This is a genomic window from Streptomyces stoeckheimensis, from assembly GCF_045822005.1.
GTDB classification, from domain to species: Bacteria; Actinomycetota; Actinomycetes; order Streptomycetales; family Streptomycetaceae; genus Streptomyces; species Streptomyces stoeckheimensis.
Window position 1 is genome coordinate 5,320,119 of the sequence record NZ_CP169550.1, and the last position, 18,581, is coordinate 5,338,699.

The window sequence follows — 18,581 nt, forward strand, 5'->3', positions numbered from 1 at the left end:
CGCCATGATGGGCCGCACGATCTTCATCGACCCGGGTCGCTGCATCGGCTGCCAGGCGTGCGTCTCGGCGTGCCGCGAGTGCGATTCGCACCGCGGCAAATCGATGATCCACCTGGACTACACCGAACCCGGCATGTCCGTCGCCTCCCTCCCCAGCGTCTGCATGCACTGCGAGGACCCGGTCGCGCCCTGCGCCGAGGTCTGTCCCGCCGACGCGATCCTGGTGACCGCCGACGGGGTGGTCCAGCAGGCCGACACCACCCGCTGCATCGGCTGCTCCAACTGCGTCAACGCCTGCCCCTTCGGCATCCCGAAGATCGACCTCCAGGCGAAGCTGCAGATGAAGTGCAACCTCTGCTACGACCGCACCGCCTACGGCCTCGCCCCGATGTGCGCGACCGTCTGCCCGACCGGGGCCCTCTTCTACGGAACCCTCGAAGAGCTCCAGGCCGAGCGCCCCGGCGTCCAGGTGGCCGACTCCTTCGTCTTCGGCGACGTCGTCGTCCAGACCGGCGTGGCCATGGTCGTCCCCGCCGACAAGGTCCAGTGGCCCGTCCCCGGCGGCCTGCCCGTCGTCGAGATCAACGGAAGGGACGTCCGATGAGCGTCACCGAGCAGCCCCCTCCACACCCAGGTCCGGCACCCGACGGCGGAGCGGCCGCCGACGCCGCGATCGAGCAGCTGCGCGACCGGATCAGCGCCGACTCCCTCACCACCCGCCGGGACTACCTGCGGATCGTCGCCACCGTCTCCGGAGGCCTGGCCATCGGCGGTGTCGGCGTCGCCGCCGGCATCCTGCACCGGCACGGGGACAACGAGGGCCTGCCCGATCCGAAGAAGGTCGCCGACCGGCTGGCACCCGGCGAGTCCGTGGCCTTCCGGTTCCCCGGCGAGGACGACCGGGCCCTGGCGGTGCGCCTCGGGGACGGCTCCCTCGTGGGCTACTCCGCCGTCTGTACCCACCTGGCCTGCGGCGTGCTGTGGCGCAAGGACCGCGGCCCCGACGGGGAGCTGTACTGCCCTTGCCACGAGGGTGTCTTCGACGCCCGCACCGGCGAGGTGACGGCCGGTCCGCCGCCGCGCCCGCTGCCGAGGATCTACCTGACCGAGCAGGCCGACGGCAGCGTCTGGGCCGTCGCCACCGCCCGGTCGGGCGAGCCGGCCAAGGACGCGCTCTGCCGGCAGTTCGGCGACTCCCACCCCGTGGAGTCCGCCCGCCTGGGCTGCCCCGGCTCGGCCAGGGCGGGATCCACCGAGAGGAGGCCGACATGAGCGAGACACCGCTGCCGCCCCGCCCGGAGTACCACCCGGGCAGTGCCCAGCCGAGGCTCAACCGCCCGGTGCAGGAGAGGTACCCGCAGATCCGCTCCACCAGCGGGTACGGGGACCCCCGGATCCGGAGCACGGGCCCGGGCCCGGGAGCCGGCACCGAGCAGGAGCCCGAGCGCTCCTCACGGCTCAACGCACGCCTCGCCCTGGCCCTCACGGTCGTGATCGGCCAGCTCTGGGCGCTCACCGTGACCGTCAACGAGTGGATGAAGGGAAACACCGGCACGGCCTGGTGGGGAGCGGGATTCCTGATCCTGTCCTTCCTCGTCGTGATCGGACTGTGGCTCCTCGACCCGAAGGACCGATGACCATGTCGATACCCACGCCGACTTCGTCGGCGCCGCGCAGCCACCGCGCAGAGAGCTACAAGCCCGGGGCCACCATCGCCGACTGGCGGCCGGAGGACGAGGGCTTCTGGCAGTCCAAAGGCCACCGGGTCGCCCAGCGCAACCTCTGGGTCTCGATCCCGGCCCTGATGCTCGGCTTCGTGGTCTGGCAGGTCTGGTCGGTGACCGTGGTCAGGCTGAACGACGTCGGCTTCGGCTTCTCGAAGTCGCAGCTGTTCTGGCTGACCGCCATCCCCGGCATCACCGGCGGCACCTTCCGGATCCTCTACACCTTCATCGGGCCGATGTTCGGCGAGCGGAAGTTCACCGCCTTCAGCACGATCATCCTGATCGCGCCGATGCTGTGGCTGGGCTTCGCGCTCCAGGACACCGGTACGCCGTACTGGGAGCTGGCCCTGATCGCGGCCGTGTGCGGCATCGGCGGCGCGAACTTCGCCTCCTCGATGGCGAACATCGGCTTCTTCTTCCCCAAGCGGGAGAAGGGCAGTGCCAACGGCCTCAACGGCGGCCTCGGCAACCTCGGCGTGAGCGTGGTCCAGCTGATCGCCCCGCTGGTCGTCACCGCGGCCGTCCTGGGCGCCCCGGCGGGCGGACCCCAGCACGACGCGAAGAAGAACACCGACGTCTGGTTGCAGAACGGCGCCTTCCTGTGGGTGCCGCTGCTGGTCATCATGGCGCTCGCCGCCTGGTTCCTGATGAACGACCTGAAGGTGGCCGCGGCCCCCTTCAGCCAGCAGAAGATCATCTTCAAGCGCAAGCACAACTGGCTGATGACCTGGCTGTACGTCGGAACCTTCGGGTCCTTCATCGGCTTCGCGGCCGCCCTGCCGCTGCTGATCAAGAACAACTTCGAGGGGCAGGGCTACCAGGCCACCACCTACGCCTGGATCGGCCCGTTCATCGGGGCCCTCACGCGCTGGGGCGGCGGCTGGCTCTCGGACAAGATCGGCGGAGCCAGGGTCACCATCCTGTCCTTCATCGGCATGGCGGCGGCCCTCGTCGTGGTGATCTTCGCGCTGCCGTCCGGTGGACAGGAGGGCGACTTCTGGCCCTTCTACATCGGCTTCCTGGTGGCCTTCGCCTTCTCCGGCCTGGGCAACGGCTCGACCTTCCGGCAGATCCCGGTGATCTTCCGGGACCACCACATGAAGCAGGCCGAGGGCAAGGGCCCCGAGGCGCAGGCCGCGGCGCTCAAGCAGTCGGAGATGGAGTCGGGCGCCGTCACCGGCTTCTCCTCGGCCATCGCGGCCTACGGCTTCTTCTTCATCCCCGCGATGTTCGCGGCCATGGCCGTGACCAACGCACTGTGGATCTTCATCGGCTTCTACGCGACGTGCCTGGTGGTGTGCTGGTGGTTCTACGCCCGCAAGGGCGCCGAGGCTCCCAGCTGAGCGGGGCCGGCGGCGGGGGCGGCCGTACCCTGGAGGCATGAGCGACGCCCCCGCCACCGACCCGCACGCACCGAAGACCGACCCGGAATCCCAGCCGAAGTCGCGGCCGAAGCCGCGCCTGGACTTCGGCGACCCGCTGGACCAGCAGTCCTCGGACGACACCGACCGGGGCTGGGGCGAGCGGCCGCCCGCCGGCGGAAGCGCGGCCGACCTGGCCCGCTTCCTCGACGAGAAGCCTCCGCACCACGTCTGACCGCAGGGCCCGCCTAGAGCCGGGGCTCGGAGCGTCGGAGTGGACGTTCCCGCCACCCGCGCCGCGCTGGGCGATCAGCTCGTCGCGGATCTCCTTGAGGACCACCAGCTCGGTGATCTCCATGGTCTCCTGGACGCCTTCCTTCGCCTTGCGGCGCTGCTCCACCTTGGCGAGGTACTTCGCCATCGGCAGGACCATCAGGAAGTAGACGACCGCGGCGGTGATCAGGAAGGTCAGCGCGGCGTTGAGCACCGAGCCCCAGAGGAGCTCCACGCCCGTCGGCTTGCCGTCCGCGCCGATCCCGCAGGGGTCCTTGATGCAGCTCTTGTAGGCGTCCAGACTCTGCGTGCCGACGAGGCCGATCACCGGGCTGATCAGGCCCTTCACGACGGAGTTCACGATGTTCGTGAACGCGGCACCGATGACCACGGCGACCGCCAGGTCGACCACGTTGCCGCGCATCAGGAAGGCCTTGAAGCCTGCCAGGATGCTCTCCTTCTTCTTCTCGCTCACCACTGAGCCTTTCTTCGCATCTGCCGAACATGGAGCCAACGGTTCCGAAAGCTACGGCAGTTTGGGCCCGGGGTGTCCAATCGACCCCCACCTCGAGGTGACTTGACTGCACGTTCGTGCGATTCAACACAACGTCACCGCCAGTCGGGACACGGTCCCCGCTCCCACGAGAGCCCGCGCGGTGTCCCGGGGCACGGACAGCACCACCAGCGCCCCGCCGTCCCCAACGCCCGGCTCCGGAGCGGGTACTTCGGCGACCCGGGCCCCCGCCGCCACCACCCGGGGCGGCCCGCCGCGCTCCGCCGCGACCACGTCCACCCGGTCCCCGGGGCGCAGCAGCCGTACGGTCGCCGCGTCCGCGATCCGCACCGGCGCCGACACCAGCCGCACCGCCGCCGGAGGGGGCTGTGCCGGCGGAGGTGCGGAGCCGCGCGAGGCACGCGCCTCGGTGCCGCCCACGGCCAGCACGGCCGCCACGACGGCCAGCCCGGCCGCGGCCCCGCGCCGCCGGCGCCGCACCGCCCTGCGCAGCCGGTCCCCGGCCCGCCCCACGCGGAGCGGGGCGAAGAGGGGAACGGAGCGTGCCGGGGGACACGGAGCGGAAGGGGAGGGGCGGGGGACGGGGGAGGTGCGGGCGGGGGTGTGGACGTGGGGTGAGGAGAAGGAGGGGACGCGGGAGTGCGCGGTCATGAGGGCCACCACCAGACGGAGCGAGATCCGATGCCCGGACCCGGCGCCCGGACACCCCACACGATCCGCCGCCCCGCCGGATCCCGCTCGGACCTGTGGACCGTCCCCAGCTTGTGGATATCTCCCTCACCCGCAGGAGTTACAAGGGCCGCCCGGCCCCGATCCGCCGCAGTGCCGCCACCGGATCCGCCGCCCGGGTGACCGACCGTCCCACCACGACGTGCGAGGCCCCGGCCGCGAAGGCGGCCCACGGGGTATCGGAGCGGGCGTGCCCGCCGGTCTGAGCGCCCGTCGGCGTACCGGTCTGCGCACCCGTCGGCGTACCGGTCTCCGCGCCCGTCTCCCCACCCGGCAGCGTCACCCCCGGCGTGACGATCAGCCGGTCCGACCCCAGCAGCTTCCGCAGCGGGCCGGCCTCCCGGGGTGATCCGACGACCCCGTCGCATCCGGCATCCGCCGCCAGCCGGGCCAGCCGCAGCACCTGCGCGTCGGTGCCCGCGCCGATCCCGATGTCGGCGAGGTCGCTCCCGGTCATGCTCGTGACCACCGTCAGCGCGAGCACCCGTAGCCCGGGGAACTCCCGGGCGGCGTCCACGGCGGCCGTCATGATGCCCGTACCGCCCATGGAGTGCACGGTCACCATGGACGCGCCCAGGGCGCCCGCGGCGCGGACGGCGCCGGCCACGGAGTTCGGGATCTCGAAGAGCTTCAGGTCGAGGAAGACCTCGTGGCCCTGATCGACGAGCCCGCGCACGAGGTCCGGCCCGGCGGCGGTCAGGAGCTCCAGGCCCACCTTGTAGAAGCCGCAGGCGCTCCCGAGGCGCGCCACGAGGGCTTCGGCGGCCCGCCGGTCGTCGAAGTCGAGGGCGACGATCACCTGTCTGCTGTCCATGGCCCCCATGATCGGGGTCAGCGCTCGGCGGGGATCTCGCAGGACTCCTTGAAGCCCTGGCTGGTCAGGCCGAAGGCGCTGTTGACGCGCGAGCGCATGTTCTCCAGCGCGACCATGGCGGTGAGTTCGACGAAGGCGGCCTCGCCGAGGCGCTCGATCAGTTCGGCGGCGAGTTCGTCCGTGACGGCCGGCTCGGTCTCGGTCATGGCCTCGGCGTATTCCATGACGAGCAGTTCCAGCTCAGTGAAGGCCTCCCTGGCCTCGCGCCACACCGGAACCTTCTCGACCTTCTCCGGGGCGATCCCCTTCTCCTGGCCCTCCCAGTACCCGAAGTCCATGCACCACGAGCAGTTCATGCGGGCGGCGGCGGCCATCACCGCGAGGTGCTTCAGGCCGCCGTCGAGGGCGTTCCACTTCGCCGCCTGCTGTTCGAGGCGCACGTAGGTGAACAGCACGCGCCCGTTGTGCCCGTAGGCCAGTCCCGGTTCGAGGACCTTGCCGTAGGCGCGGCGCGAGTACCAGGCGCCGAAGCGGTTGAGGAGGGTGCGGGGCGGGGTGAGCGAGATGCGTGCCATGGCGGGTGCCTCCTGGAGCCGGGTCCGGCCGGGCGCCTTTCGCCCGGCCTTCACCAACTGAGACCGGCAGGCCCCGCGAAACGTGACACCGTCCGGAAACTTCTTCTGCGGCAGCTCGGCTACGGCAGCTCGATGCCCAGGTCCCAGCCGTCGTGCGCGTGGGTGCACAGGCAGTCGCGGGACTCCGTCGGGGGCAGGGCGGCCACCGCGTCGAAGAGGACCTCGCGCAGCCGCCCGACGTTCTCGCCGAAGACCTTGAGGACCTCCGTGTGGGAGACCCCGTCGCCCGTCTCCGCGCCCGCGTCCAGGTCCGTGACCAGCGCCATCGAGGTGTAGCAGAGCCCCAGCTCGCGCGCGAGGATCGCCTCGGGGTGGCCCGTCATGCCGACCACCGACCAGCCGGCCGCGGCGTGCCACTGCGATTCGGCGCGGGTCGAGAAGCGGGGCCCCTCGATGACGACCATGGTGCCGCCGTCCACCGGCTCCCAGTCCCGCCCGCGCGCCGCGGCCAGTGCCACCGAGCGGCCCACCGGGCAGTAGGGGTCGGCGAAGGTGGTGTGCACGACGTTGGGGACCGAGCCGTCCGGGAGGGGCTCCCCGTCGAAGAAGGTCTGGGCGCGGGACTTCGTACGGTCGACCAGCTGGTCGGGAACGAGCAGCGTCCCCGGGCCGTACTCGGGACGCAGGCCGCCGACCGCGCAGGGGCCCAGCACCTGGCGCACGCCCACGGAGCGCAGCGCCCACAGGTTGGCCCGGTAGTTGATCTTGTTCGGGGGAACGGTGTGGCTACGGCCGTGCCGGGGCAGGAAGGCCACGGTCCGGCCGGCGAGCTCGCCGAGGTAGAGGGAGTCGCTGGGGGGCCCGTAAGGCGTCTCCACCTGGATCTCGGAGACGTCCTCCAGGAAGGAGTAGAAGCCCGATCCGCCGATGACACCGATCTCTGCATTCGCCATGCCGCCACCCTAACGGGGCATGCCGAAGGCCCCGCTGTCCCGTGGGGACTTGCAGAGCCTCGGATGGAGCCGGGTGGAGCCTGGAGCGCGTCAGGCGGCCGACGAGCTCGACGACGACGAGGAGGTCGAGGTCGAGGACGACGAAGCCGAGGACGAGGACGCAGCCGGGGTGGCGGCCGGCGTCGACGAGGGCTTCGAGGCAGGGGTGCTGCTCGACGAAGCGCCGCGGCTGTCGTTCCGGTAGAAACCGGATCCCTTGAAGACGATGCCGACCGCGGAGAACACCTTCTTCAGGCGTCCGTCACAGCTCGGGCACACGGTCAGCGCGTCATCGGTGAACTTCTGCACGGCCTCAAGGCCCTCACCGCACTCGGTGCACTGGTACTGGTAGGTCGGCACGAATTTCCTCCTGGCACTCTCACTCAATGAGTGCTAACGACGCTCCATGGTGACGTATTCCGGCGGATCAGTCCACCGTCACCGGCACGCGGTGACCCAGACCACGCTCGTTCACACCCGCGGCGGGTGCCGCGGAGGTGGCCGAAGCGGCCGGCTTGGACGAGCTGACGATCCGGCTCGGGGCCTTCGGGGCCAGCTTCGCACGCAGCGCCAGCAGGATGGCCAGGGCGAGGGCGGTGGCCACCATGGGCACGAGGAACCCGTACGAGGACCCGTGCGCGTCCGTCAGACGGCCGGCCAGGGTCACGGCACCGGCCTGCCCGAAGGCGACGCCTCCGGTGAGCCAGGTGAAGGCCTCGGTCCGCGAGGCGGCCGGGACCAGCTGCTCGATCATGGTGTAGCCGGTGATCAGCGCGGGGGCGATGCACAGACCGACGACCAGGCCGAGCGCGCCGAGCAGGATCATCGAGTTCGCGGCCCACAGGACCGAGGCGGCCGCGGTGAGGCCGATGTAGCCGAGGATCAGGCGGCGGCGCGGGCCGATCTTCCAGGCGATCGCACCGCAGGCGATGCCCGCGATCATGTTGCCCGCGGCGAAGACGCCGTAGAGCAGACCGTTGGCGCCCGGGTTGCCGATCTCCTCGGAGAAGGCGGCGAGCGAGACCTGCATGCCGCCGAAGACGGCGCCGATGCCGATGAAGGCGACGATCAGGACGCGCAGGCCGTGGAACGACAGGGCCGGGGCGTGCTTCTCGCCGTGCGCCGGGCGGGCGACGGGCTTGGGCTGCGTGGCGCGCTGGGCGGCGAAGAGCAGGCCGCCGATCAGGGTCAGCGCGGCCTCGGTGACCAGACCGGCCGCCGGGTTGATGCCGGTGCACAGCGCGGTGGCGAGCACCGGGCCGACGACGAAGGTGAACTCGTCGGTGACGGACTCGAACGCGGCGGCGGTGGGCAGCAGCGGGGAGCCCTCGAGCTTGGCCGCCCAGCGGGACCGGACCATGGGTCCGACCTGCGGGACGGATGCACCGGCGGGGACGGCCGCCAGTGCGAGCGCCCAGACGGGCGCACCCAGCAGCGCGAACGCCACCAGGGAGCTGACGGCGGTGGCGTGTACGAGGGCCACCGGGACCAGGACGGCGCTCTGGCCGTGGCGGTCGATGAGCTTGCCCATGACCGGGGCGAACACGGCCATGGAGATACCGGTGAAGGCGGCGACGATGCCGGCGCTTCCGTAAGAACCGGTGGTGTGCTGGACCAGCAGCAGGATGCTGATCGTCAGCATGCCGAAGGGGAGTCGCGCGGCGAATCCCGGGAGAACGAAGCCGAGGGCGCCGGGCGTGCGCAGGAGCTGCCCGTAGCCGGGTCGGGTGGACGTGGCGGACTTGTCGGTCGTGACCGCGGATGTCACGGCCTGGCCTTTCCGCTGCCTGGTAGAACTCCCCGTCTGCGGACGATGCGGCGCCTTGTGAGCGATCGCACCCGTACATGTGGGAGCCCCGAGAGCTGTCCTCTTGCGCAAAACCGAGTGATACCTGGGCGCCCACTGCGGGAGGGTGCCACGGCCGCTTTGCGGTCGCGCCAGCTCTGCGTCAGGCAGAGTTGGTTCGATGTGTTGTTCCTTAATCGTACAGGTAGATCGACCGATACACCCTGTGATTCGGGCTACAAGGCGTGTCTTCACCTGCGATTAACTGGAATTTCGCATTCAAGCCCCACTCAAACAGGGGTGAATGTGGACAAAAGTCATCGAAAATACTGAATTAGAGCGACGCTCTAACGGCGCTCTAGCCCTTCCTGGGGCGCTTCGCAGGGCCCTGGTCCCCGCCCGTCCCCAGCCAGCCCGCCAGCTTGCCGCCCCGGGCCACCGCCCGCAGCCGCGCCTCCGCCGCGTCCCGCACCGGGTCCGTGGCCACCACCAGCAGCTCGTCCCCGCGCCGCAGCACGGTCGACGGCGCCGGTACGAAGCTGCGCGCGTCCCGTACGACCAGCGTGACGGAAGCCCCCGGCGGCAGCCGCAGCTCGCTCACCTCGACGCCGTGCATCCGCGAGGCGGGCGGGATCGCGAAGGACAGCAGGTGCCCGCGCAGCTTCTCCAGCGGCGCCGACTCGATCCCGAGGTCGGAGGCGGTCTCGTCGCTGTTGCCCAGCTTCAGCTTGCGCGCGAGCCACGGCAGGGTCGGCCCCTGGACCAGGGTGTAGACGACGACCAGGACGAAGACGATGTTGAAGACCCGCTCGCTGCCCTCGATCCCGGACACCATGGGGATGGTCGCCAGGATGATGGGCACGGCCCCGCGCAGGCCCGCCCAGGACATGAGCGCCTGCTCCTGCCAGGGCAGCCGGAAGGGCAGCAGGGAGACGAAGACCTCCAGCGGCCGGGCCACCATCGTCAGCACCAGCCCGATGATCACCGCCGGCCAGAAGTCGTGCACCAGCTCGTGCGGGGTGACCAGCAGGCCCAGCAGGACGAACATGCCGATCTGGGCGATCCAGCCGAGCCCGTCCGCGAATCCCCGGGTGGCGGGCCAGTGGGGGAGCTTCGCGTTCCCGAGCACCATCGCCGCCAGGTACACCGCGAGGAAGCCGGAGCCGTGCGCCATGGCGCCGGCCGCGTAGGCGGTGATCGCGATCGCCATCACCGCGATCGGGTAGAGGCCCGAGGCGGGCAGTGCCACGTGCCGCAGCCCGTACGAGCCCAGGAAGCCCACCGCCAGGCCGATGGCGACGCCGATCGCCAGCTCCAGCGCGATCTTGCCTATGAGGACGTACCACTCGTCGACCGGTCCGACGGTCGCGAAGGCCACGACCAGGATGACGACGGGAGCGTCGTTGAAGCCGGACTCGGCCTCCAGCACACCCGTGACCCGGGAGGGGAGCGGGACCTTGCGCAGGACCGAGAAGACGGCCGCGGCGTCGGTCGAGGAGACGACCGCGCCGATCAGCAGGGCCTGCCGCCATTCGAGTCCGACCAGGTAGTGCGCGCCCGCCGCGGTCACGCTCACGCTGACGGCGACGCCGACCAGCGACAGCACGATCGCGGCCGGCAGGGCCGGCTTGATCTCTTTCCACTTCGTGCCCAGACCACCCTCGGCGAGGATCACCACGAGCGCGGCATAGCCGATCACCTGGGTCAGCTCGGCGTTGTCGAACACGACGTTGCCGATGCCGTCCTGGCCTATCGCAACACCTATGCCGAGGTAAATGAGCAGGCTGGGGAGGCCGCTGCGCGAAGAGACGCGTACCGCCGCCACGGCGACGAGCAGCACGAGCGAGCACACCAGCAGGAGCTCATTCAGCGTGTGGACAGTCAGCGGGCGGCCCTTTCCTCGACGTGCCTGCGATGACGGAACGAGGCGCGTCGGACTGACGCATCGTTCCGGCAGGGGCACGGACGGCAAGTACTTCGTTACCTTACCTAATCTTTGACGCGCCCTTTACTCGATAGCCACATTGTGAAACGCCTGAGGGGCTCTGTCCTCATGACCTGTCGTCATGAGCTCGACCCCTGACGGATCAACGCACCCGGTCCTGCGCCTATGGTTGCTCCCAGCACTCCCAGGACCACCCTGCCCCTCTAAGGACAGCGATGCCCGCCAACGAAACCGCCCCTTCCGTCAAGAAGAAGGGACGACGCGCCCGTCTGATCGTGCTCGTCCTGGTGCTGGCGCTCTTCGCTGGCCTCGGGTACGGGGCGTACTGGAGCGTGGACAGCGTGCGGGCCTCGTTCCCGCAGACCACCGGCTCCCTCAAGGTGCCCGGCCTGACCGGGACCGTCGACGTCAAGCGCGACGCCAACGGAATCCCCCAGCTGTACGCCGACTCCGACGAGGACCTCTTCCGCGCACAGGGCTTCGTGCACGCGCAGGACCGGTTCTGGGAGATGGACGTACGCCGCCACATGACCTCCGGGCGTCTCTCGGAGATGTTCGGCGCCGGCCAGGTCGAGACGGACGCCTTCCTGCGCACGCTCGGCTGGCGCCAGGTCGCGCAGCAGGAGTACGACACCAAGCTGTCGGCCGAGACGAAGAAGTACCTGCAGGCCTACGCCGACGGGGTCAACGCGTACCTGAAGGGGAAGTCCGGCAAGGACCTCTCCGTCGAGCACGCCGCCCTCAAGCTCAGCGACTCCTACCAGCCCGAGCAGTGGACCCCGGTCGACTCGGTGGCCTGGCTCAAGGCGATGGCCTGGGACCTGCGCGGCAACATGCAGGACGAGATCGACCGTGCGCTGATGACGGGCAAGCTCTCGCAGACCCAGATCGACGACCTCTACCCGCCGTACCCCTTCGACCGGAACCGTCCGATCGTCGAGGGCGGCACCGTCAAGGGCGGGAAGTACACCCCCGCGGCCGGTCCCGGCTCCGGCAGCCCCGTGGGCTCCGGCGGCGCCACCGGCTCCCAGGCCTCCGCCCAGACCGGCGGCGCCGAGCCGCTGACCGGGCTGGCCGGCAACGCCACCGCCCAGGGCGCCACCGTGGGGCTGCGCACGCAGCTCGGCGCGCTGGCCGACACCCTCGACGAGATCCCCGCGATCCTCGGCCCGGCCGGCAGCGGCATCGGCTCGAACTCCTGGGTCGTCGCGGGCAAGTACACGACCACCGGGAAGCCGCTGCTCGCGAACGACCCGCACCTCTCCCCGCAGCTGCCCTCGGTCTGGTACCAGATGGGCCTGCACTGCCGGGCGGCCTCGACCACGTGCCAGTACGACGTGGCCGGCTACACCTTCTCCGGCATGCCGGGCGTGGTCATCGGCCACAACGCCGACATCGCCTGGGGCATGACCAACCTCGGCGCCGACGTCACCGACCTCTACCTGGAGCAGGTCAAGCCCGAGGGCTACGTCTACGACAACAAGGTGCTCCCCTTCACCACCCGCGAAGAGGTCATCAAGATCGCCGGCGGCGGTGAGAAGAAGATCACCGTCCGGTCCACCAACAACGGCCCGCTGATCTCCGACCGCAGCGACGAGATCGCCACGGTCGGCGCCCGCGCCCCCGTGAACAGCGCCGCCCCCGACCGCGGCAACGGCTACGGGGTCTCCCTGCGCTGGACCGCGCTGGACCCGGGCAAGTCGATGGACGCCGTCTTCAAGATCAACCGGGCCAAGAACTTCCAGGACTTCCGCACCGCGGCCCGCGACTTCGAGGTCCCCTCGCAGAACCTGATCTACGCGGACAACAAGGGCCCCAACGGCAACATCGGCTACCAGGCCCCCGGCCGCATCCCGATCCGCACCACCGGCGACGGCAAGATGCCCGCCCCCGGCTGGGACTCCAAGTACGCCTGGAAGGGCGGCAAGGACGGCAACGCCGGCTATGTCCCGCAGGACGAGATGCCGTGGGCCTACAACCCGGACCGCGGGTTCATCGTGACCGCGAACCAGGCCGTCGCCGAGAGCGGCCAGGGCAAGTACCCGTACGTGCTGACCACCGACTGGGGCTACGGCGCCCGCAGCCAGCGGATCAACGACCTCATCGAGGCGAAGATCAAGGACAGCGGGAAGATCTCCACCGACGACATGCGGACCATGCAGATGGACAACAGCAGCGAGATCGCCGCGCTGCTGACCCCGATGCTGGCCAAGCTCGACGTCTCGGACCCGGACGTCCGCTCCGCGCAGAAGCTGCTGGACGGCTGGAACTACACCCAGGAGCCCGACTCGGCGGCCGCCGCGTACTTCAACGCGGTCTGGCGCAACATCCTCAAGCTGGCCTTCGGCGACAAGCTGCCCAAGGAGCTGCGGGTCGAGGGCAGCTGCATGAACGTCCCCGAGCAGACCACCGGCCCGGCCGACGACCTCGCCAAGATGGTCCGCGAATGCGGTGAGCGCGGCTCCGACTCGGCGCAGCCGGACGGCGGGGACCGCTGGTTCGAGGTGGTCCGCCGCCTGGTCAAGGACGAGAACTCGGCCTGGTGGCAGTCGCCCGCCGTCGGCCGCACCGTGGCCGCCACCACCACCCGCGACCAGCTGTTCGCGCGGGCCATGAAGGACGCCCGCTGGGAGCTGACCGCCAAGCTCGGCAAGGACCAGTCGACCTGGAGCTGGGGCCGCATGCACCAGCTGATGCTGAAGAACCAGACGATCGGCACCGAGGGCCCCGGCTACCTCCAGTGGCTCCTCAACCGCGGCCCCTGGAACCTGGGCGGCGGCGAGGCCACCGTCAACGCGACCGGCTGGAACGCCTCCAGCGGGTACGGGGTCACCTGGGTGCCGTCGATGCGGATGGTCGTGAACCTCGCCGACTTCGACAAGTCCCGCTGGATCAACCTGACGGGCGCCTCGGGGCACGCGTACCACGACCACTACACGGACCAGACGACGCTGTGGGCCAAGGGCGAACTGCTGGACTGGCCCTTCGGGAAGGAAGCCGTGGACAAGGCCACGGCCGACACCCTGACCCTCCGGCCCGAGGGCTCCTGACCGCAGGGTCTAAACGCTGAAGCGGATCACCCCCGACGGGGTGGCCACCGCCCGGACGGGGTGGTCGTGCGGTTCCTCCGGGACCCGCGCGACCACCTCGTCGTCGTAGAGGAGCACGATCAGCGCGGGACGCGCCCCGGCGCGCTCCAGCCGCTCCAGCACCCGGTCGTACGAGCCTCCGCCCCGTCCGAGCCGCATCCCCCGCCGGTCCACGGCCAGTCCGGGCAGCAGGACGGCGTCGGCGCCGGTCACCGCCTCCGGGCCGAGACGGGGACCGGCGGGCTCCAGGAGCCGCATCTTCCCCGGGTGCGCGGCCTCGGCCAGGCTGCCGGGGCCTTCGTACGCCGCCCAGTCGAGGTCGTTGTCGGGCAGCAGGACGGGCAGCAGCACCCGGGTGCCGGCCGCCCGCAGGGCGTCGAGCAGCTCGCGGGTGCCGGGTTCGGAGCCGATGGAGACGTAGGCGGCCACGGTGTGGGCGGAGCCGAGTTCGGGTAGCTCCAGGGCCGAGCGGGAGAGTGCTTCGGCCGTCGTGCGCAGGGTGTCGTCGGACAAGGCGCGGCGGGCCGCGAGGAGTTCCCGGCGCAGCTCCGTCTTGGCCCTCGAAGGCTGGTTCTCTGTCACGGCTGGCTCGTATCACTTTCTATGGGGGTATACCTGATCATGTTCATCTGAAGCACACGTGGCTCACAGCACGAGCGACTATCGTTCCGCTCATGACTCAGTTGCACCCCGTGATCAAAAAGGCCGTCATCCCGGCCGCGGGCCTCGGCACTCGGTTCCTTCCCGCAACCAAGGCCACACCCAAGGAAATGCTTCCTGTGGTGGACAAGCCGGCCATTCAGTACGTCGTCGAGGAGGCCGTGTCGGCCGGTCTCGACGACATTCTCATGATCACGGGCCGTAACAAGCGTGCTCTCGAAGACCACTTCGACCGGAACTACGAGCTGGAGTCCGCGCTCATCGCCAAGGGCGACGACGACCGGCTCAAGAAGGTCCAGGAGTCCAGCGACCTGGCCACCATGCACTACGTCCGCCAGGGCGACCCCCGCGGCCTGGGCCACGCCGTGCTGTGCGCGGAGCCGCACGTCGGCGACGAACCCTTCGCCGTCCTCCTCGGCGACGACCTCATCGACCCCCGCGATCCCCTGCTGCGCCGGATGACGGAGATCCAGCAGAGCGCCGGCGGCACCGTCGTCGCGCTGATGGAGGTCGACCCCTCCCAGGTGCACCTCTACGGCTGCGCCGCAGTCGAGCCCACCGACGAGGCGGACGTGGTCCGCATCACCGGTCTCGTGGAGAAGCCGGACGCCGCGGACGCACCCAGCAATTACGCGGTCATCGGACGATACGTACTCGATCCGGCGATCTTCGGCATACTGCGGGAGACCGAGCCGGGCCGCGGCGGTGAGATCCAGCTGACCGACGCCCTGCAGAAGCTGGCCGCCGACGAGACCGTCGGCGGCCCGGTGCACGGCGTGGTCTTCCGGGGCCGCCGCTACGACACCGGAGACCGCGGGGACTACCTGCGGGCCATCGTCCGACTCGCGTGCGAGCGTGAGGACCTGGGCCCGGAGTTCCGCACCTGGCTTCACCATTACGTCACGGAGGAGATGTAGGACCTTGAGCAAGCCCGACGCACCGCAGGACGGTCACTCCCAGCGCCTCTGGTCGGTGGACGAGCACCTGGCGGACGTCCTCGGTACGGTCCGGCCGCTGGAGCCCATCGAGCTCCAGCTGCTGGACGCCCAGGGCTGCGTCCTGGTCGAGGACGTCACCGTGCCCGTCGCCCTGCCGCCCTTCGACAACAGCTCGATGGACGGGTACGCCGTCCGGACCGCCGATGTCCAGGGCGCCAGCGAGGAGTTCCCCGCGGTGCTGACGGTCATCGGGGACGTGGCGGCCGGCAGCGGAGAGCTGCCGACCGTCGGCCCCGGCCAGGCCGCCCGCATCATGACCGGCGCCCCGCTGCCCCCCGGCGCGGAAGCCGTCGTACCGGTCGAGTGGACCGACGGGGGCACGGGCGGCGGCGCCGCCTCCGGGATGACCCCCGCCAGCGAGTCGCCCGAGGGCGCCGCGGGCGAGGTGCGCGTCCACCGTGCCGCCGAGGCCCGGGCGCACGTCCGCGCGCGCGGCAGCGACGTACAGGCCGGGGACCTGGCGCTCGCCGCGGGCACGGTCCTCGGGCCGCCGCAGATCGCCCTGCTGGCCGCCATCGGGCGGGGCACCGTACGGGTGCGTCCGCGCCCGCGCGTGGTCGTCCTGTCCACCGGCAGCGAACTGGTCCAGCCCGGCGAGGCCCTGGCCCCCGGCACGATCTACGACTCCAACAGCTTCGCCCTGGCCGCCGCCGCGCGGGACGCCGGAGCCATCGCCTACCGGGTCGGCGCCGTCGCCGACGACGCCGACACCCTGCGCTCCACCATCGAGGACCAGCTCATCCGGGCCGACCTGCTCGTCACCACGGGCGGGGTCAGCGTCGGCGCGTACGACGTGGTCAAGGAGGCCCTCACCGCCGTCGCCACCGGCGACGACGATGTGGACGGCGCGGGCATCGACTTCCGCAAGCTCGCGATGCAGCCCGGCAAGCCCCAGGGCTTCGGCACCATCGGCCCCGACCACACCCCGCTGCTGGCCCTGCCCGGCAACCCGGTCTCCTCCTACGTCTCCTTCGAGCTGTTCGTGCGCCCCGCGATCCGCGCCCTCATGGGCCTGCCCGCCTCCGAGGTCAGCCGGCCGAGCGTGCGCGCGGTGCTCGAGTCGGACAAGGCCGTCGGCTCCCCGGCGGGCCGCCGCCAGTTCCTGCGCGGGAAGTACGACGCCGAGAGCGGCACGGTGAGCCCGGTCGGTGGAGCGGGCTCGCACCTGATCGCCGCGCTGGCGCACGCCGACTCGCTGATCGTCGTACCGGAGGACGTGACCTCGGTGGAGCCCGGGGCCGAGCTGGAAGTGGTCCTGCTCGGCTGAGGTCCGCCCGATGCGGGTAGCGTGTTGCACCACACAGGCCCTTGCGGGGCCCGGACGGGAGCGGCACGCAGATATGAGTACGCAGAGCAGCGCCGGCGGCGCCGCCGGCACCAGGCTGACGCACATCGACGAGGCCGGGGCGGCCCGGATGGTCGACGTCTCGGCGAAGGACGTCACCACCCGGACGGCGCGGGCCAGCGGGCGCGTGCTCGTCTCTCCCCGGGTGATCGAACTGCTGCGGGGCGAGGGCGTGCCCAAGGGCGACGCCCTCGCCACCGCGCGGATCGCCGGGATCATGGGGGCGAAGAAGACCCCCGACCTGATCCCGCTGTGCCACCCGCTGGCCGTCTCCGGGGTGAAGGTGGACCTGAAGGTCACCGACGACGCCGTCGAGATCCTCGCCACCGTCAAGACCACCGACCGCACGGGCGTCGAGATGGAGGCGCTGACCGCCGTCGCGGTCGCCGGGCTCACCGTCATCGACATGGTCAAGGCCGTCGACAAGGGCGCGGTCATCACCGACGTGCGGGTCGAGGAGAAGACGGGCGGCAAGTCCGGCGACTGGGCGCGCTCGTGAACGCCCCGCGCGGCGGCGAGGTCCACAGCCACGCCCACGCCCCTGAGCCGGAGCCGGTGACTTCCCAGGCCCCCGCGCTGCGCGCGCTGGTCGTCACGGCCTCGAACCGGGCCTCGCAGGGCGTGTACGCGGACAAGGGCGGCCCGGTGCTCGCCGAGGGCCTGAGCGCGCTCGGCTTCGCGGTGGACGGCCCGCGCGTGGTCCCCGACGGTGACCCCGTGGAGGCGGCCCTGCGCGAGGGCGTGGCCGCCGGGTACGACGTCATCCTGACCACCGGCGGCACCGGCATCTCGCCGACCGACCGGACCCCCGACGCCACCGCCCGGATCCTGGACTACGAGATCCCGGGCATCCCGCAGGCGATCCGCGCCGAGTCCCTGGCGAAGGTGCCCACCGCGGCCCTGTCCCGGGGGCTGGCGGGCGTGGCCGGCCGCACCCTGATCGTGAACCTGCCCGGTTCCACGGGCGGGGTCCGCGACGGGCTCGCGGTCCTGTCCCGGGTCCTGCTGCACGCCGTCGACCAGATCCGGGGCGGCGACCACCCTCGTCCCGAGGGCAGACCGCCGGGGAGCGCGAGCTGAACGGCCCCTCCTGGCCGGTGGTGCTGACGGACGGCGATGTATCGCTCCGGCCGATAAAGCTCCGGGACCAGGCCGCCTGGCGCGAGGTCAACCGCCGCAACCGCGACTGGCTCCGGCCGTGGGAGGCGACGATCCCGCCGCCCGCGCCCTGGGGGCCGGTGATCCAGCGGCCGACGTACCGCCAGATGGTGCGCCATCTGCGGGCGGAGGCGAACGCGGGGCGCATGCTGCCGTTCGTCGTCGAGTACCAGGGGCGTCTGGTGGGCCAGTTGACGGTCGCCGGGATCACCTGGGGCTCGATGTGCGCGGGCCACGTCGGCTACTGGGTGGACCGGGACGTGGCGGGCCGCGGAGTGATGCCGACGGCGGTCGCGCTCGCGGTGGACCACTGCTTCGGCAAGGTCGGGCTGCACCGGATCGAGGTGTGCATCCGCCCGGAGAACGGTCCGAGCCGGCGGGTGGTGGAGAAGCTCGGCTTCCGCGAGGAGGGTCTGCGCCCGCGGTACCTGCACATCGACGGGGCCTGGCGCGATCACCTCGTGTACGCGCTGACGGCGGAGGAGGCGCGGGAGGGGCTGCTGCGCCGCTGGCACCGCGAACGCCATCCGCACGGCCCCGCCGAGCCGGGGCAGCTGCCGGAACAATAGAAATCCGATATTTGTTCGAATTCCTTCGCTCGATGACCGATTCGCCCAT

19 protein-coding genes and 1 pseudogene are annotated in these 18,581 nt (G+C 71.1%); 11 read left to right on the forward strand and 9 right to left on the reverse strand.

The window, feature by feature from the left end:
* The first annotated feature begins 4 nt into the window (after nucleotides 1-4).
* From ACE1OC_RS24290 to ACE1OC_RS24310, 5 genes are read left to right on the forward strand one after another with little or no spacing between them, the layout of a single operon-like run.
* Nucleotides 5-604, forward strand: a complete 600-nt coding sequence (locus tag ACE1OC_RS24290; protein WP_243335392.1) for a 4Fe-4S dicluster domain-containing protein — start codon at nucleotides 5-7, stop codon at nucleotides 602-604.
* A complete protein-coding gene (locus tag ACE1OC_RS24295) occupies nucleotides 601-1,272 on the forward strand; it encodes a ubiquinol-cytochrome c reductase iron-sulfur subunit (RefSeq protein ID WP_407838792.1) in 672 nt (223 codons plus the stop codon). The genes ACE1OC_RS24290 and ACE1OC_RS24295 overlap by 4 nt, the downstream gene beginning before the upstream one ends.
* Entirely contained in the window at nucleotides 1,269-1,637 is a 369-nt protein-coding gene (locus ACE1OC_RS24300) for a DUF6755 family protein (RefSeq protein ID WP_250737566.1), read from the forward strand. Before ACE1OC_RS24295 ends, ACE1OC_RS24300 begins: the two co-directional genes overlap by 4 nt.
* A 2-nt stretch (nucleotides 1,638-1,639) precedes the next feature.
* Nucleotides 1,640-3,067, forward strand: coding sequence for a NarK family nitrate/nitrite MFS transporter (locus ACE1OC_RS24305; RefSeq protein WP_382976811.1), 1,428 nt, complete (start codon nucleotides 1,640-1,642; stop codon nucleotides 3,065-3,067).
* 37 nt (nucleotides 3,068-3,104) lie between these two features.
* Entirely contained in the window at nucleotides 3,105-3,320 is a 216-nt protein-coding gene (locus ACE1OC_RS24310) for a hypothetical protein (RefSeq protein WP_407841665.1), read from the forward strand.
* A gap of 54 nt (nucleotides 3,321-3,374) precedes the next feature.
* Here ACE1OC_RS24310 and mscL read toward each other — a convergent pair.
* The 8 genes and pseudogenes from mscL to ACE1OC_RS24350 form a co-directional block, all read right to left on the reverse strand.
* Nucleotides 3,375-3,836, reverse strand: a pseudogene (gene mscL / locus ACE1OC_RS24315) (large conductance mechanosensitive channel protein MscL); the annotation flags it as partial.
* Between the two features lie 120 nt (nucleotides 3,837-3,956).
* The gene (locus ACE1OC_RS24320; protein WP_407838793.1) at nucleotides 3,957-4,523 is read right to left on the reverse strand and encodes a hypothetical protein; all 567 of its coding nucleotides are present in this window, start codon (nucleotides 4,521-4,523) and stop codon (nucleotides 3,957-3,959) included.
* A gap of 139 nt (nucleotides 4,524-4,662) precedes the next feature.
* A complete protein-coding gene (pyrF, locus tag ACE1OC_RS24325) occupies nucleotides 4,663-5,415 on the reverse strand; it encodes an orotidine-5'-phosphate decarboxylase (RefSeq protein WP_407838794.1) in 753 nt (250 codons plus the stop codon).
* 17 nt (nucleotides 5,416-5,432) lie between these two features.
* Nucleotides 5,433-5,990 carry a carboxymuconolactone decarboxylase family protein gene (locus tag ACE1OC_RS24330; RefSeq protein ID WP_407838795.1) on the reverse strand — a complete coding sequence of 186 codons (558 nt, stop codon included), beginning with the start codon at nucleotides 5,988-5,990 and terminating at the stop codon, nucleotides 5,433-5,435.
* Nucleotides 5,991-6,109: 119 nt separating this feature from the next.
* A complete protein-coding gene (locus tag ACE1OC_RS24335) occupies nucleotides 6,110-6,943 on the reverse strand; it encodes an S-methyl-5'-thioadenosine phosphorylase (RefSeq protein WP_250737550.1) in 834 nt (277 codons plus the stop codon).
* Between the two features lie 90 nt (nucleotides 6,944-7,033).
* Entirely contained in the window at nucleotides 7,034-7,342 is a 309-nt protein-coding gene (locus tag ACE1OC_RS24340; protein WP_407838796.1) for an FmdB family zinc ribbon protein, read from the reverse strand.
* Nucleotides 7,343-7,409: 67 nt separating this feature from the next.
* Nucleotides 7,410-8,750, reverse strand: a complete 1,341-nt coding sequence (locus tag ACE1OC_RS24345) for an MFS transporter (RefSeq protein WP_407838797.1) — start codon at nucleotides 8,748-8,750, stop codon at nucleotides 7,410-7,412.
* A 376-nt stretch (nucleotides 8,751-9,126) separates the two neighbouring features.
* Nucleotides 9,127-10,620 (reverse strand): potassium/proton antiporter, encoded by a 1,494-nt coding sequence (locus ACE1OC_RS24350; protein WP_407838798.1) that lies wholly within the window; start codon nucleotides 10,618-10,620, stop codon nucleotides 9,127-9,129.
* Between the two features lie 308 nt (nucleotides 10,621-10,928).
* Here ACE1OC_RS24350 and ACE1OC_RS24355 point away from each other — a divergent pair, with 308 nt between their 5' ends.
* Complete coding sequence (locus ACE1OC_RS24355) at nucleotides 10,929-13,763, forward strand: penicillin acylase family protein (RefSeq protein ID WP_407838799.1); 2,835 nt, start codon at nucleotides 10,929-10,931, stop codon at nucleotides 13,761-13,763.
* Between the two features lie 9 nt (nucleotides 13,764-13,772).
* On the opposite strand, the gene ACE1OC_RS24360 is transcribed toward ACE1OC_RS24355, so the two are convergent.
* The gene (locus tag ACE1OC_RS24360) at nucleotides 13,773-14,384 is read right to left on the reverse strand and encodes a 5-formyltetrahydrofolate cyclo-ligase (protein ID WP_407838800.1); all 612 of its coding nucleotides are present in this window, start codon (nucleotides 14,382-14,384) and stop codon (nucleotides 13,773-13,775) included.
* Between the two features lie 92 nt (nucleotides 14,385-14,476).
* Here ACE1OC_RS24360 and galU point away from each other — a divergent pair, with 92 nt between their 5' ends.
* From galU to ACE1OC_RS24385, 5 genes are all read left to right on the forward strand, one after another.
* The gene (galU, locus tag ACE1OC_RS24365) at nucleotides 14,477-15,379 is read left to right on the forward strand and encodes a UTP--glucose-1-phosphate uridylyltransferase GalU (protein WP_274553115.1); all 903 of its coding nucleotides are present in this window, start codon (nucleotides 14,477-14,479) and stop codon (nucleotides 15,377-15,379) included.
* 4 nt (nucleotides 15,380-15,383) lie between these two features.
* Nucleotides 15,384-16,727, forward strand: a complete 1,344-nt coding sequence (gene glp / locus ACE1OC_RS24370; protein WP_407838801.1) for a gephyrin-like molybdotransferase Glp — start codon at nucleotides 15,384-15,386, stop codon at nucleotides 16,725-16,727.
* A gap of 73 nt (nucleotides 16,728-16,800) precedes the next feature.
* Entirely contained in the window at nucleotides 16,801-17,304 is a 504-nt protein-coding gene (moaC, locus tag ACE1OC_RS24375) for a cyclic pyranopterin monophosphate synthase MoaC (protein ID WP_243335354.1), read from the forward strand.
* Nucleotides 17,305-17,360: 56 nt separating this feature from the next.
* Nucleotides 17,361-17,885, forward strand: a complete 525-nt coding sequence (locus ACE1OC_RS24380) for a MogA/MoaB family molybdenum cofactor biosynthesis protein (protein WP_407841666.1) — start codon at nucleotides 17,361-17,363, stop codon at nucleotides 17,883-17,885.
* 17 nt (nucleotides 17,886-17,902) lie between these two features.
* A complete protein-coding gene (locus ACE1OC_RS24385) occupies nucleotides 17,903-18,532 on the forward strand; it encodes a GNAT family N-acetyltransferase (RefSeq protein WP_250737533.1) in 630 nt (209 codons plus the stop codon).
* The last annotated feature ends 49 nt before the right edge of the window (nucleotides 18,533-18,581 follow it).